Genomic DNA, 13,097 nt, shown 5'->3' with positions numbered 1-13,097 from the left:
TCAGGCGCCCACGTACGCCGCGAGGTGCTCTCCGGTGAGGGTGGAGCGGGCGGCGACCAGGTCGGCGGGCGTGCCCTCGAAGACGATCCGGCCGCCGTCGTGGCCGGCGCCGGGCCCCAGGTCGATGATCCAGTCGGCGTGCGCCATCACCGCCTGGTGGTGCTCGACGACGATCACCGACTTGCCGGAGTCGACCAGCCGGTCGAGCAGGCCGAGCAGCTGCTCGACGTCGGCGAGGTGCAGACCCGTGGTCGGCTCGTCGAGCACGTACACGCCGCCCTTCTCACCCATGTGGGTGGCCAGCTTGAGCCGCTGCCGCTCGCCGCCGGACAGCGTGGTGAGCGGCTGGCCGAGGCTGACGTAGCCGAGCCCGACGTCGGCGAGCCGCTCCAGGACGCGGTGCGCGGCGGGGGTGTGCGCCTCGCCGGAGCCGAAGAACTCCTCGGCCTCGCTCACCGACATCGCCAGCACCTCGCTGATGTCGCGGCCGCCCAGGTGGTGGTCCAGCACCGACGCCTCGAACCGCTTGCCCTCGCACTCCTCGCAGACGCTGGCCACACCGGCCATCATCGCCAGGTCCGTGTAGACGACGCCCGCGCCGTTGCAGGTCGGGCAGGCACCCTCGGAGTTCGCGGAGAACAGCGCCGGCTTCACGCCGTTGGCCTTCGCGAACGCCTTGCGGATCGGGTCGAGCAGCCCGGTGTACGTCGCCGGGTTGCTCCGCCGGGAGCCGCGGATCGCACTCTGGTCGATCGACACCACCCCCTGCTCGGCGGCCGCCGGGCCCTTCACCAGCGACCCGTGCACCAGCGAGCTCTTGCCGGAGCCGGCGACACCGGTGACCACGGCGAGCACCCCGAGCGGGATGTCGACGTCGACGTCGCGCAGGTTGTTCGCCGTCGCCCCGCGGACCTCCAGCGCGCCGGTCGGCTTGCGCACCGACTCCTTGACGGCGGCGCGGTCGTCGAAGTGGCGGCCGGTGACGGTGCCGCCGGTCCGCAGCCCTTCGACGGTGCCCTCGAAGCAGACGGTGCCACCCCCGGAGCCGGCGCCGGGCCCGAGGTCGACGACGTGGTCGGCGATCGCGATGGTCTCCGGCTTGTGCTCCACCACCAGCACCGTGTTGCCCTTGTCCCGCAACCGCAGCAGCAGCTCGTTCATCCGCTGGATGTCGTGGGGGTGCAGACCGATGGTGGGTTCGTCGAAGACGTAGGTGATGTCGGTGAGCGAGGAGCCGAGGTGGCGGATCATCTTGACCCGCTGCGCCTCGCCGCCGGACAGCGTCCCCGACGGCCGGTCCAGCGAGAGGTAGCCCAGCCCGATCTCACCGAAGGCGTCCAGGCTCTGCTGCAGGGCGTCCAGCAGCGGTTCCACGGAGGGTTCGTCGAGGCCGCGGACCCAGTCGGCCAGGTCGCTGATCTGCATGGCGCAGGCGTCCGCGATGCTGATCCGCCCGATCTTCGAGGACCGGGCGCCCTCGGCGAGCCGGGTGCCGTCGCACTCGGGGCAGGTGGTGAAGGTGACCGCCCGCTCCACGAAGGCCCTGATGTGCGGCTGCAGGGCCTCCTTGTCCTTGGCCAGGAAGGACTTCTGGATCTTGGGGATCAGCCCCTCGTAGGTGAGGTTCACCCCCTCGACCTTCACCTTGGTCGGCTCCCGGTAAAGGAAGTCGTGCATCTCCTTCTTGGTGAACTTGCGGATCGGCTTGTCCGGGTCGAGGAAGCCCGACTCGGCGTAGACCCGCACCGTCCAGAAGCTGTCCGACTTCCAGCCGGGGATGGTGAACGCGCCCTCGGCGAGCGACTTGGAGTCGTCGTAGAGCTGGGTGAGGTCGATGTCGGAGACCGCGCCCCGGCCCTCGCAGCGGGTGCACATGCCGCCGGTGCGGTTGAAGGTCGCCTTCACCGTCTTCTTCGCGCCACGCTCGACGGTGATCGCGCCGCTGGCCCGGACCGAGGGGACGTTGAAGGCGTACGCGCTGGGCGGGCCGATGTGCGGCTCGCCGAGCCGGCTGAAGAGGATGCGCAGCATGGCGTTGGCGTCGGTGGCGGTGCCGACCGTGGAGCGGGGGTCGGCGCCGAGGCGCTGCTGGTCGACGCTGATCACGGTGGTCAGCCCGTCGAGGACGTCGACCTCGGGCCGCGCCAGGGTCGGCATGAAGCCCTGCACGAAGGCGCTGTAGGTCTCGTTGATCAGCCGCTGCGACTCGGCCGCGATCGTGTTGAACACCAGGGAGCTCTTGCCCGAGCCGGAGACGCCGGTGAACACCGTCAGCCGCCGCTTGGGGATCTCGACGCTGACGTCCTTGAGGTTGTTCACCCGCGCGCCGTGCACGCGGATCAGATCGTGGCGGTCGGCGGCGTGCGGCTCCTCCGGTCGCGGGTCCGTCCTCGTGGCCTTGCTCATCCTGTCTCCCTCTCTCGGGCGGGCCCCTGGGCGGGCCCCGCCGGCGTCGCCCGGCGCGATCCGGCCGGCTTCGGGCAGGCGGTCCCGCGCCGGGCGGGGCCGCGTCCGGCGCGGTGACCAAGGTTTCCACGCCGCTCCGGCCGCTGGGGCCGGTTCGCCGCAGCCGGCGGCGCGGGCGGCGCAGCCCGTCCCGGTGCGGCCCCGGCAGCGGGGGCGCCGTGGCGGGCGGAGGGCTCAGCGGGCCTCGTTGATCCGGACGAGGTTGCCCGCAGGGTCGCGGAAGGCGCAGTCACGCACCCCGTACGGCTGCTCGGTCGGCTCCTGCACGACCTCGGCGCCGGCGGCCTTCAGCCGGTCGAAGGTGCCGTCGAGGTCGGCGCTCGCCAGCACGATGCGGGCGTAGCTGCCCTTGGCCATCATCTCGGTGATGGTGCGGCGCTCGTCCTCGGTGACGCCCGGGTCCGCGGCCGGCGGCTCCAGGACGATGGAGGTCCCGGGCTGGTCGGCGGGGCCGACCGTGAGCCAGCGCATCCCGCCGTAGCCGACGTCGTTGCGCACCTCGAACCCGAGGCTGTCCCGGTAGAAGGCCAGCGAGGCCTCCGGGTCGTTGTGCGGGAGGAAGGTCCAGTGAATGGTGAGGTCCATGACGATCACGCTAACCGCGGGCCGGGGGCCGCGCTTCTTGATTCCTGACCGGTCTGGTCACCTGCTTCGCCACGCAGGAAGGGATCCCCTCGGTGGCGTCCGCGGCCAGCCGCCGGTAGGTGCTGGGCGGCATCCCGACCAGTTCGGTGAAGCGGGTGCTGAAGGTGCCGAGCGAGGAGCAGCCGACCGCGAAGCAGACGTCGGTGACGCTGAGGTCGCCGCGCCGCAGCAGGGTCATCGCCCGCTCGATGCGCCGGGTCATCAGGTAGCTGTACGGCGATTCGCCGTAGGCGAGCCGGAACTCGCGGCTGAGGTGCCCGGCCGACATGTTCGCGCCGCGGGCCAGCGCCTCGACGTCCAGCGGCTGGGCGTACTCGCGGTCGATCCGGTCACGGACCCGGCGCAGCCGCGCGAGGTCGCTCAGGTGCTGCGCCGCGGCGCCCTTGGTGCTCACCCAAGCGATCGTGCCACAGGGCGGGGGCGGGTGTCCGGCCCTCCGGCCGGTGCGCCCCGGCCCCGCCCCGGCCGTCGGCGCGGTACGGGGGACAGGTCGCGGTACCGCTGACAGTCTGGAGGTACCGCCCGGGAGCACACCGGACGGGCACCGGCGACCGGCGGAGGACACGGCGATGAGCAGCTCGCAGGCGGCCGGGCGGCGGGAACGGATCCTCCGGGCTGCGGTGCGCGAGGGCCTGTTGGACCCGGAGCACGCGCTGCTGGCGGGCTTCGTCGACCTGGACGGCGTCGCGGCGAGCGTCGCGGCCCTGCGGCGCGCCTTCCCGGACGGGGTCGAGGTGCTGCACGCCTTCGCGGCCAAGGCGAACTGCCTGGTGCCCGTGCTGGAGCGGCTGCGCCGCCTCGGCATGGGGTGCGAGGTGGCCGGCCCCGGGGAGCTGGCCCAGGCGCTGGCGGCCGGCTTCGACCCGGGGCGGATCGTCCTCGACTCCCCGGCCAAGACCCGGGGCGAGCTGCGCCGCGCGCTGGACCTCGGGATCGCGGTGAACGCGGACAGCTTCCAGGAACTGGATCGGATCGACGGGATCCTGGCGGGCCGGCGGTCGTCCTCCCGGCTCGGGGTCCGGGTCAACCCGCAGGTCGGCGGCGGGTCGATCGCCGGTACGAGCACCGCCACCGCGACCTCGAAGTTCGGCGTCCCGCTGGCGGACGACGGGAGCGCCGAGCGGCTGCTGCGCGCCTATCGGGACCGGCCCTGGCTCACCTGGGTGCACGTGCACGTCGGCTCGCAGGGCTGCCCGCCGGAGCTGGTCGCCGAGGGCATTGCCCGGGCGGTCGAATTCGCCGAGGAGGTCGACCGCCGGCTCGGCCGGCGCCAGGTGACGGGCATCGACATCGGCGGCGGGCTCCCGGTCGACTTCGGCAGCGACGACACGGCACCCGGCTTCGACGCGTACGTGGCCCTGCTCCGGGCCCGGGTACCGGCCCTCTTCGGCGGCCGGTACCGGCTGGTCACCGAGTTCGGGCGCTCGCTGCTGGCGAAGAACGGGTTCACCGCCGCGTACGTCGAGTACACCAAGACCGCCGGCGGGCGGCGGATCGCGATCACCCACGCCGGCGTGCAGGTCGCCGCGCGGACCGTCTTCCTGCCGGAGGCGTGGCCGCTGCGGATCAGCGCGCACGACGGCACCGGAGCGGCCAAGGGCGGGCCGCCGGTGCCCCAGGACGTCGCGGGGCCGTGTTGCTTCGCCGGCGACCTGGTCGCCCGGGCCCGGCCGATGCCGCTGCTGGAGCCCGGTGACCTGGTCGCGCTGCTGGACACCGGGGCGTACTACGCGTCGAACCCCTTCGGCTACAACAGCCTGCTCGAGCCGGCGGTGCACGGCGCCCTGATCGAGGCCGACGGCACCGTGCGGTTCGAGCTGCTGCGGGCGGCCCAGACCCTGGACGAGCTGCTGACCCGGACGGGCGGCTGACCCGGGCGGTCCTCCCGCCGGTGTGACGCGGATCACGGGAGTGATGCGGGCGGTCCGCGGCCTCTTCCCTTCGACAGTGATCGCACCGGATCGCACGGAGGGGAAGCGATGAGGGTTCGTTCCGCGGCCATCGGCCGCAGGGGGCAGGGCAGGGGGCAGGAGGGGCCGCCGGTTCGGCTGCCCGGGCGGTGCGGTGGGGACCGTGCCGGGTCGGTCCGTACGGGCGGGTCGGGGGTGTCGTGATGAGCGTCCAGGACCGGATCGCGCCGGATCGTCCGTTCCCGCCGGTCGAGGGGGTGTCCCATCGCTTCGTGACCGTGCGCGGGGTGCGGTTCCACGTGGCGCAGGCAGGTCCGGCCGCAGGGGATGCGACGGGCCCGGCGGAGGCGGTGGTGCTGCTGCACGGGTTCCCTCAGCACTGGTACGCCTGGCGGCGGCTGATGCCCGAACTCGCCCGCGATCGGCGGGTGTTCGCGATCGACCTGCGGGGCTGCGGCTGGTCCGACGCGCCGTCGGGCGGTTACGACAGCGCCGGCCTGCTGGAGGACGTCCTGGGGGTGCTGGACGCGCTCGGGCTGGAGCGGGTGCGGCTGGTGGGGCACCAGTCCGGCGGGTGGCTGGGCTTCCGGCTGTGCCTGGCGGCGCCGGAGCGGTTCAGTGCCTTCCTCGCGGTGAACAGCGCGCATCCCTGGCCGCGGCGCCGGTTCGGCCTCCCCCTGTACGCCTGGCGGTACTGGTACACCGCCCTCTGGGAGTATCCCGGGGTCGGACGGCGGGTGCTGCGGCACTGGCCCGCCCTCACCCGCGCCATGCTGCGGTACTGGGCGGGCCGGGCGGCCGGGATCGAGGAGAGTGCCGTGCAGGAGTTCGCGCGGGCCTGTACGGCGCCGCAACGCGCCCGGGCGGGCGAGCAGTTGCTGTGGCAGTTCGTGCTGCACGACATTCCGGCGCTGGCCGGGGGCCGGTTCCGCGACCAGCGGCTGACGGTGCCCACCCTGGTGCTGCTGGGCGACCGGGACCCGGTGGTGCGCCCGCAGCCGCTGGTCGGCGCGCAGGACTTCACCGAGGCGCTGACCGTCCGGGTGGTGCCCGGCGGCCACCTGCTGGCCGAGGAGATCCCCGAGGTGGTCGCGGCGGTGGCGCGCGAGCACTTCGGCCGGGCGTGAACGGCGGGCCGCCGGTGACCGGGACGGCCGCGCGTCCGCAGCTGGATCCCGCGCTGGTCCGCGCGGCGCAGCGCGGCGACCCGATCGCGCTCGGCGACCTGATGGACCTGCTGGCACCGTACGTCGGGCGGATCTGCGGTCCGATCGCCCTGCAGGACGGGCCGGACGCGGCCCAGGAGGCGCTGATCGTGGTGCTTCGCAGCATCGGACAACTGCGCGACCACGCGGCTCTGTTCGGTTGGGTGAGGGCGATCGCGGTCCGGGAGGCGGTGCGGGTCGCCGTCCGTGCGAAGCGGCTGTCCGGCGACCCGGTGGAGGAGGTCGCCGGCGGCGCTGACCAGCAGCTCGCCACCGATGTCGGTGACGTGCTGGCGCGGCTGACCGCCGAGCACCGGGCGGTGCTCGTGCTGCGTGACCTGGAGGGGGTGGACGAGGCGACGGCCAGCGCGGTGCTGGCCGTACCGCCCGGCACCGTACGGTCGCGGCTCCACCGGGCCCGGCAGAGCTTTCGGAAGGTGTGGGAATCATGAGCCATGACATGCCGGTGGCCGAACTCGACCCGGTCCGGCGGCTGCGCGTGCTGGCGCGGACCCTGCCCGGTGCCCTGCACCACGGTGAGATCGTGCTGCCCGTCCCGCTGGAGCGGGTCTGGGCGGTGGCGTCCGACCTGGAGACCCAACTCCCCGTCCTGCTCTCCACGGTGAAGTCCTTCACGATCACCGACGTGGTGGGCGAGCGGCTGCGGGCCAGGGCGGTGGGCACCCTGGGGCAGCGGGCCGACTTCGAGGTGGTGCTGCGGCCGGGCTGGTGCCTGATGCGCAGCCGCTTCGTGGTCGGGGCGATGGCCGCGACGCCGGAGGGCGACGGCACCCGGTTCGGCTCGCTCGGGGGGTTCCGGCTGCCGGGGGCGCGGCTGCTCCGGCCGGTGCTGGACTCGCTCGGCGACCGGGCGGTGCGGCGCTTCGCGGAGCATCCGGACCTGCGGGCGTGAGGCGGCGACGGGTGTGCGCGGGGAGGTGCGGCGCCGACGCCGGCGCGCCGGCAGGTGGCACCCCCGTCCGGCGAGGCACGTTGCGAGAAGCCAAGCCGCCCGCGCTGCCACCAGGATGGCTTCGGGCGTCCGCCCCTGCCGGGCCGGACGCCGCCCCGCGCAGGACCCGAGGAGGCGGACCGCCGTGCCTGGAGAGACGCGCGCGCCCGCCGGTGCAGGAGAGAGGAGTTCCGGATGCTGGTGTGCGTGACGGGTGGCACCGGGTTCGTCGGCGCCCATTCGGTCGCGGCCCTGCTGCGGGCGGGCTGCCAGGTGCGCCTGCTGGTCCGGGACGAGGCCGGGGTGGGCCGGGCACTGCGGCCGCTCGGCGTCGATCCCGGCGCGGTCGAGGTGGTGGTCGGGGACGTGACCGACGAGGGTGCGGTGGCGAAGGCGGTGACCGGCGCCGAGGCGGTGCTGCACGCGGCGTCGGTGTACTCCTTCGACAGCCGGCGTGCGGACGAGATGCGGCGGACCAACGTCCGTGGCACGGAGCTGGTGCTGGCCGCCGCGCTGGCGGCCGGCGCGGCGCGGGTCGTCCACGTGTCGAGCGTCGGAGCGCTGTTCCCGGCCGAGGGGCCGGTGATCCGTACCGACTCGCCGGTCGGCGCGCCCCGCGAGGTGTACCTGGCGACCAAGGCGGCGGCCGAGGGGGTGGCCCGCCGCCACCAGGCGGCGGGGGCGCCGGTGGTGATCACCTACCCGCCGGCGCTGCTGGGCCCGCACGACCCGCACCTCGGGGACCAGAACTCCCGGCTGCGCAACGAGCTGCGCGGGCTGATGCCACTCTGGCCCGGCGGCGGGCTGCCGATCGGGGACGTCCGGGACACCGCCGCGATGCACGCGGCGCTGGTCACCGCTCCGGCGGACGGCCCGGCCCGCCACTTCGGTCCGCAGCACTACCTGACCACCCGCGAGTACGTCCGGACGGTCCGGGAGGTCACCGGGCGGCGGCTGCCGGCGATGTACCTGCCGGCCCGCGCGATGCTGCCGTTCGGGCTGCTGACCGGCGCGGTGCAGCACGTCTGGCCCTGGCACATCCCGGCCGAATACGGGGCCGTCTACACCTGCGCGGTGGCGGTGCCGGCCGAGGGGGCCGCGCCGCACGGCATCGCGGCGCGACCGGTGGCCGCGACGATGGCGGACACCGTCCGCTGGCTGCACCGGCGCGGCCTGCTGACGGACGGACAGGCCGGGCTGCTGCGCCACCCGGCCGGGCGGGCGGGGGAGCGGGGATGACCGCGGCGCGGGAGGTGTCGGCGGCGGCCCCGGAGCGCTGGGTGCGGGTGCCCGACAAGCTCGGCTACGACCTGACCAGGGAGAGCATCACCGCGCTGCTGGCGGGCCGCCCGGAGGTCGCCGGCACCGCGGTGCCGGCCTGCCCGGGGTGGACCGTACGGGATCTGGTCGCCCATCTGGCCGACGTCTGCCGGGCGGTCGGCGACGGTACGCAGGTCCTGCCGCTGGAGCACCCGGACCCGGACGAGGAGGCCGGCCTGGCGGAGCTGCTGGGCCGCTGGCCGGGGCTGTCCGCCCGGGTGCCGGAGCGGTCCGAGGGGCTGCGCGGGATCATCATGACGATGGACGCGCTGACCCACGAGCTGGACCTGCGGCAGGCGCTCGGCGATCCGGTGCCCGCCGCCCACCCCGCGTACCCGGCCTCGCTGGACCTGGTGGTGCTGGGGATGGGCCTGACCGTCGTCGCGCAGGGCCTGCCCGCGCTGCGGGTCGAGACGCCCGGCGCCGACTGGGTGATCGGCCAGGGGGAGCCCGGGATCACCGTGCGGGGGCACCGGCACGACCTCTTCCGCTCGCTGACCGGGCGGCGCACCCTCGCGCAGATCTCCCGGCTGGACTGGAGCGGGCCGCCCGGGCGCTGGCTTCCCGCCTTCACCTGGGGGCCGTTCAGCCCGCCGGAGCAGGCGGTCGAGGCCCCGGCGGCGGAGCCGGCGGACGCACCGGTGGCGGGGCGCTGACAGCAGGACGGGCGGCGCGGTGCGGCCACGGCCCGCCCGGGTACGGGCGCCGGGCCGCGGCTTCGCGCTGCGCGGGCGCCGCGGCCGCGGGCGGACCGGGGGACCGGCGCCGGGCGGCGGACCGGGCACGTTGGGAGAAGACCCGCGGCCCGTGGGTGCTGATCATCTGTAGGGCCGATCCGAACCGGACCGGGGACGCGCACAGTCGACGATGGAGGCTCTCATGAGTGACGCGCACGCCGGCGGGGCCGGCCTCGGCCGCCGGGCGGTCAGGATCGGATCGATCGCCCTGCGGCACGCGGGGCGGGCGGTGGGCGGGGCGGTGTTCCGCCGCGGCGAGGAGGGCACCGTCTCGGCGCGGCTCGCCGTGGCGGCGCCCGCGATGCTGACCGAGCTCGGCCCGTTCTACGTCAAGGTCGGCCAACTGCTCAGCACCCGGCGGGACTTGCTGCCGGAGCGGTGGTGCGGCGAGCTGGCGCGGCTGACCGACACCGTGCCGCCGCCGTCCCGGGAGGCGCTGACGGCCGTGCTGACCGAGGAGTTCGGGCCGGTCGAGCAGTGGCCGTTCGCCTCCTTCGAGTGGGAGCCGGTCGGCAGCGGGAGCATCGCCACGGTGCACCGCGCGGTGCTGGCCGACGGCACGGTGGTCGCGGTCAAGGTCCGGCGGCCGGGCATCGTCCCGGTGATGAGCGGGGACTTCCGGCTCGCCGGGGCGCTGGCCCGGGCGGCCGGCAAGCTGCCCGGGATGCGCCGGCTGCCGGCCGAGGAGATGCTCGGCCAGGTCGGCACCGCGGTGCTGGCGCAGGCCGATCTGGCCGCCGAGCGGGCCTCGTTGACGCAGCTGCGGGCCAACCTGGCGGGGGTGAAGGGGGTCCGGCTGCCGGCGCCGGTGGAGGGCTTCGGCGGCGACCAGGTGCTGGTGATGGAATTCCTGGACGACCTGCGGGACTTCCGCCCGGAGCCCTACAGCCCGCAGGAGCGCCGGGACGCCATGCAGCGGGTGCTGCGCACGGTGTACCAGATGCTGTTCCTGGACGGACTGGTCCACTGCGACCTGCATCCGGGCAACCTGCGGCTGGACGCCGCCGGCGACGTCGTGATGCTGGACGCCGGGTTCGTGGTGCGGCTGCCCGACCGGGTGCGCCGGCACTTCGGCGAGTTCTTCCTCAGCATGGCGCTCGGTCAGGGCCGGCGCTGCGCCGAGATCGTGATCGAGAGTGCCGCCCGGGTGCCCGAGGACTTCGACGAGGAGGCGTTCCGGGCGGCGGTCGAGGAACTGGTCGGGGACGCCTCCGCGGTGGTCGCGGCGGATTTCAACCTGGCCGCGTTCGCGCCCCGGTTGTTCAAGCTGCAGCGCAAGTTCGGGATCTTCGCGGCGGCGGAGTTCGCCTTCCCGTTGCTGTCGCTGCTGGTGCTGGAGGGCATGATCCACAGCTTCGACCCCGGGGTGGACTTCCAGGGCGAGGCGGTGCCGGTCCTGATGCAGGCCGTCGGTGCGCCGGACGGCCGACCGGGCGACTGAGGGCCCGGCGGGATGGTTCCTGCTGACCATCCCGCCCGTCGGGGGCCGGCGCGTCCCGGCCGGTCAGGCGCCGGGGACGACCGCGGCGGTCACCTCGGACGCCCTGATCGGGAGCGCCGCCTCCAGGGGCTGCCAGCCGTCGAGTTCGGGCAGGGCGAGCAGGATCGGGATGTCCAGGTTGCACGGCGGGCGGGTCAGGATGTCGGCCTCGACGGCCTTGCCGCCGGAGATCACCACCGGCTTCTGGACCGCCCCGATGAACAGGGGCTGGCGCACCATCGGGCGGGGGTCGAGTGGGCGCCTGGACACCACCGCGACCCGGACGGACCACTGCCCGTCCGGCAGGCCGATCAGCCGGTAGCCGCCGGGGCCGTCGAGGATGTCGCAGGACTTCGGCTGGCCTTCGGGGATCGATTCCTTGAAGGCGGCGACATAGATGCGGATCGGGTGGGGCGATTCGGGGACGTACACCTCGCCGTGGACGGATCCGCGGTGGGCGGCGGGGTTTCCGGGGCGCAGGGCGCTGGGGGCGGCACTCATGCCGAGCTGGCACATCAGTCGGAACCGTGCCGGCGGGACGCCGACACTGCGGGTGAAACGGCTGGTGAAGGTACCTAAACTGTTGTATCCGACCATGATGGAGATGTCGGTGACGCTCACCGAGGTCTCCAGCAGCAGCTTCTTGGCCATGCAGAGCCGGACGGCGGCGAGGAAGCGGCTGGGCGAGGTGCCGGTCAACGTGCGGAATACGCGTGAGAAGTAGAACTTGCTCAATATTGCCGTATCCGCGATATCGGTCAGTGTCAATGGTTCGTCGAACCGTTCCCACATCGTCGCGACGGCTCGCTCGACAGCGTCATGCAAGGAAGCTCTCCATTCCCCTGGGGTGGATGCCCTATTTGTGCTGCTGCATTGGCGGATTGAGCCTAGCGAGGGGGGCCGATGGACGCAATGGTGCCTTTTTGGACCGATTTTGATCATCCGTGCGCGGACGCTACCCATTGGGTGTGGAATCCGTGCGGGACGCGGACCGGCAGCGGTACGACGGCCACCGGCGGGCCGGTGAACCGGGCGGTGTCGAGCACGATCAGCTCGCCCCGGTCGGCGCGGGCGTCGTGGACGAAGGTGAGCAGCCAGCCGTCACCCTCGGGGGCGTGCGCCGCGCGCGGGACGAAGACCGCTCCGCCGGCCTCCCGGCCGGGTCCAAGGTCGTGGGCGTCCGTCACCCCGGCGGCCAGGTCGTGCCGCAGCAGCGTCGGGCCGGCCAGCGCGAAGCCCTCGCCCGCCCGCAGGCCCACGGTGAAGGCGTAACGGTGGCGGGAGCCGGCGAAGCGCTCGTCGATCCGGGGGAACTCCTGCGCCCGGCCGTCGAGCCGGTGCTCGCCCACGGTGCCGTGGCGGCGGTCGACGGTCCAGCGCCACAGGGTGGGGGTGGACTCGGTGGGGTGCAGCTGGTCGCGGTCGAAGGCCCGCTCGTGGCGGATCACGTCGATGACCGTCCGGTCTCCCTCCTCGTAGGCGTTGACCGGGTGGAAGACGAAGCAGGGGTCGATCTCCAGCCACAGGACGTCGGCGTCGGAGCCCTCGCGCGGCAGCAGCCCGAGCCGGGCGCCGTGGTTGTCGTCCCAGGTGTAGGGGACGCGGGAGCCGGCGTCGGCCGCCTTCGGGTCGAAGGTGACCGGCAGGTCGTAGACGATCGCGTGGCGGTCGGTCAGTGAGAAGGCGTGCACCATCGGGGTGCCCTTGACGGTGATCGGCTCGGCCCGCCGGACCTTGCCGTGCGCGTCGACGGTGAGGTGGGTCAGGTGCGGCAGGGTGTGGTCGTGGGTGAGGGCGTGCAGTTCGCCGGTCAGCGGGTCGCAGACCGGGTGGGCGGCGAAGCCGGCGGGCAGCGTGCCGTCGAAGTCGATCCGGGCGAGCGTCTCCAGCTCGTCGCCGATCTGGACCGGGAGCGCGCCGCCGTCGCCGAGGGCGAGGGTGCGGCCGGCGTGCCGGACCAGGCCGGCGTTGGCGGTGTCGCCGAGGCCCCGGCGGGGGCCGGGGGTGGGCAGTTCGCCGAGGGCGCGGGCGACCCGGTCGCTGCGCAGCCAGCGGTTGCGGTACCACTCGGCGCGGCCGCCGCGCAGCCGCAGGCCGTGGACCATCGCGTCGCCGGCGAAGGCGTGGTCGAGCGCGGGGTCGTGCGCGCCGAGCGGGTTGGCGCCGATCCGCAGCAGGGTGCCGTCGAGCTCGGGCGGGAGCTGGCCGCGGACGGCCAGGTCGCGGCGGGTGGTCTCCTCCTTGACCGGCCGGTATCCGCCGGTCAGGAGGTGCGACGTGCTGTGGGCGAGGGAGGTGGACATCCGGCGTCTCCTTGCATATCGACGTTATATAACACTGTTGTATGAAGGTTCGCGCCGCCGTGAGAGGATGTCAAGGGTG

The 13,097-nt window shown here is 74.1% G+C and carries 12 protein-coding genes; 7 read left to right on the top strand and 5 right to left on the bottom strand.

Translation table 11 applies throughout. The features are described 5' to 3' along the window. The 3 genes from OG689_RS12095 to OG689_RS12085 form a co-directional block, all read right to left on the bottom strand. A complete protein-coding gene (locus OG689_RS12095; RefSeq protein WP_266320061.1) occupies positions 1–2,406 on the bottom strand; it encodes an excinuclease ABC subunit UvrA in 2,406 nt (801 codons plus the stop codon). Positions 2,407–2,640: 234 nt separating this feature from the next. Beyond that, positions 2,641–3,051 (bottom strand): VOC family protein, encoded by a 411-nt coding sequence (locus OG689_RS12090; RefSeq protein ID WP_266320060.1) that lies wholly within the window; start codon positions 3,049–3,051, stop codon positions 2,641–2,643. 10 nt (positions 3,052–3,061) lie between these two features. Then, the gene (locus OG689_RS12085; RefSeq protein WP_266320059.1) at positions 3,062–3,505 is read right to left on the bottom strand and encodes a helix-turn-helix transcriptional regulator; all 444 of its coding nucleotides are present in this window, start codon (positions 3,503–3,505) and stop codon (positions 3,062–3,064) included. A gap of 175 nt (positions 3,506–3,680) precedes the next feature. On the opposite strand from OG689_RS12085, the gene OG689_RS12080 reads away from it, so the two are divergent. The 7 genes from OG689_RS12080 (at position 3,681) to OG689_RS12050 (ending at position 10,676) form a co-directional block, all read left to right on the top strand. Next, positions 3,681–4,982: a diaminopimelate decarboxylase gene (locus tag OG689_RS12080; protein WP_266320058.1), complete on the top strand. Its 1,302-nt coding sequence runs from the start codon at positions 3,681–3,683 to the stop codon at positions 4,980–4,982. 242 nt (positions 4,983–5,224) lie between these two features. Continuing rightward, a complete protein-coding gene (locus OG689_RS12075; protein ID WP_266320056.1) occupies positions 5,225–6,148 on the top strand; it encodes an alpha/beta hydrolase in 924 nt (307 codons plus the stop codon). A gap of 14 nt (positions 6,149–6,162) precedes the next feature. Beyond that, positions 6,163–6,678 (top strand): RNA polymerase sigma factor, encoded by a 516-nt coding sequence (locus OG689_RS12070; protein WP_266320055.1) that lies wholly within the window; start codon positions 6,163–6,165, stop codon positions 6,676–6,678. After that, a complete protein-coding gene (locus OG689_RS12065) occupies positions 6,675–7,139 on the top strand; it encodes a hypothetical protein (protein WP_266320054.1) in 465 nt (154 codons plus the stop codon). Before OG689_RS12070 ends, OG689_RS12065 begins: the two co-directional genes overlap by 4 nt. A gap of 234 nt (positions 7,140–7,373) precedes the next feature. Beyond that, complete coding sequence (locus tag OG689_RS12060) at positions 7,374–8,417, top strand: NAD-dependent epimerase/dehydratase family protein (RefSeq protein ID WP_266320053.1); 1,044 nt, start codon at positions 7,374–7,376, stop codon at positions 8,415–8,417. Continuing rightward, complete coding sequence (locus OG689_RS12055; RefSeq protein ID WP_266320052.1) at positions 8,414–9,154, top strand: maleylpyruvate isomerase family mycothiol-dependent enzyme; 741 nt, start codon at positions 8,414–8,416, stop codon at positions 9,152–9,154. The genes OG689_RS12060 and OG689_RS12055 overlap by 4 nt, the downstream gene beginning before the upstream one ends. Before the next feature lie 223 nt (positions 9,155–9,377). Then, entirely contained in the window at positions 9,378–10,676 is a 1,299-nt protein-coding gene (locus OG689_RS12050; RefSeq protein ID WP_266320051.1) for an AarF/UbiB family protein, read from the top strand. A gap of 63 nt (positions 10,677–10,739) precedes the next feature. Here OG689_RS12050 and OG689_RS12045 read toward each other — a convergent pair whose 3' ends face one another. Both OG689_RS12045 and OG689_RS12040 read right to left on the bottom strand, forming a co-directional pair. Then, positions 10,740–11,507 (bottom strand): helix-turn-helix transcriptional regulator, encoded by a 768-nt coding sequence (locus OG689_RS12045; protein ID WP_266327040.1) that lies wholly within the window; start codon positions 11,505–11,507, stop codon positions 10,740–10,742. A 146-nt stretch (positions 11,508–11,653) separates the two neighbouring features. Continuing rightward, on the bottom strand, positions 11,654–13,018 hold the full coding sequence (locus tag OG689_RS12040; RefSeq protein ID WP_266320050.1) for a carotenoid oxygenase family protein: 1,365 nt from the start codon (positions 13,016–13,018) through the stop codon (positions 11,654–11,656). Between the last annotated feature and the right edge of the window lie 79 nt (positions 13,019–13,097).

Origin of the sequence: Kitasatospora sp. NBC_00240 (assembly GCF_026342405.1) — a bacterium.
GTDB lineage: Bacteria > Actinomycetota > Actinomycetes > Streptomycetales > Streptomycetaceae > Kitasatospora.
Note: the sequence above shows the minus strand (reverse complement) of the source record. Positions and strands in the feature narration are given on the sequence as shown.

Coding starts and splice junctions, on each gene's coding strand:
- OG689_RS12095 (WP_266320061.1), bottom strand. CDS start 2,406: ATGAGCAAGGCCACGAGGACGGACCCGCGACCGGAGGAGCCGCACGCC.
- OG689_RS12090 (WP_266320060.1), bottom strand. CDS start 3,051: ATGGACCTCACCATTCACTGGACCTTCCTCCCGCACAACGACCCGGAG.
- OG689_RS12080 (WP_266320058.1), top strand. CDS start 3,681: ATGAGCAGCTCGCAGGCGGCCGGGCGGCGGGAACGGATCCTCCGGGCT.
- OG689_RS12075 (WP_266320056.1), top strand. CDS start 5,225: ATGAGCGTCCAGGACCGGATCGCGCCGGATCGTCCGTTCCCGCCGGTC.
- OG689_RS12065 (WP_266320054.1), top strand. CDS start 6,675: ATGAGCCATGACATGCCGGTGGCCGAACTCGACCCGGTCCGGCGGCTG.
- OG689_RS12060 (WP_266320053.1), top strand. CDS start 7,374: ATGCTGGTGTGCGTGACGGGTGGCACCGGGTTCGTCGGCGCCCATTCG.
- OG689_RS12055 (WP_266320052.1), top strand. CDS start 8,414: ATGACCGCGGCGCGGGAGGTGTCGGCGGCGGCCCCGGAGCGCTGGGTG.
- OG689_RS12050 (WP_266320051.1), top strand. CDS start 9,378: ATGAGTGACGCGCACGCCGGCGGGGCCGGCCTCGGCCGCCGGGCGGTC.
- OG689_RS12045 (WP_266327040.1), bottom strand. CDS start 11,507: ATGTGGGAACGGTTCGACGAACCATTGACACTGACCGATATCGCGGAT.
- OG689_RS12040 (WP_266320050.1), bottom strand. CDS start 13,018: ATGTCCACCTCCCTCGCCCACAGCACGTCGCACCTCCTGACCGGCGGA.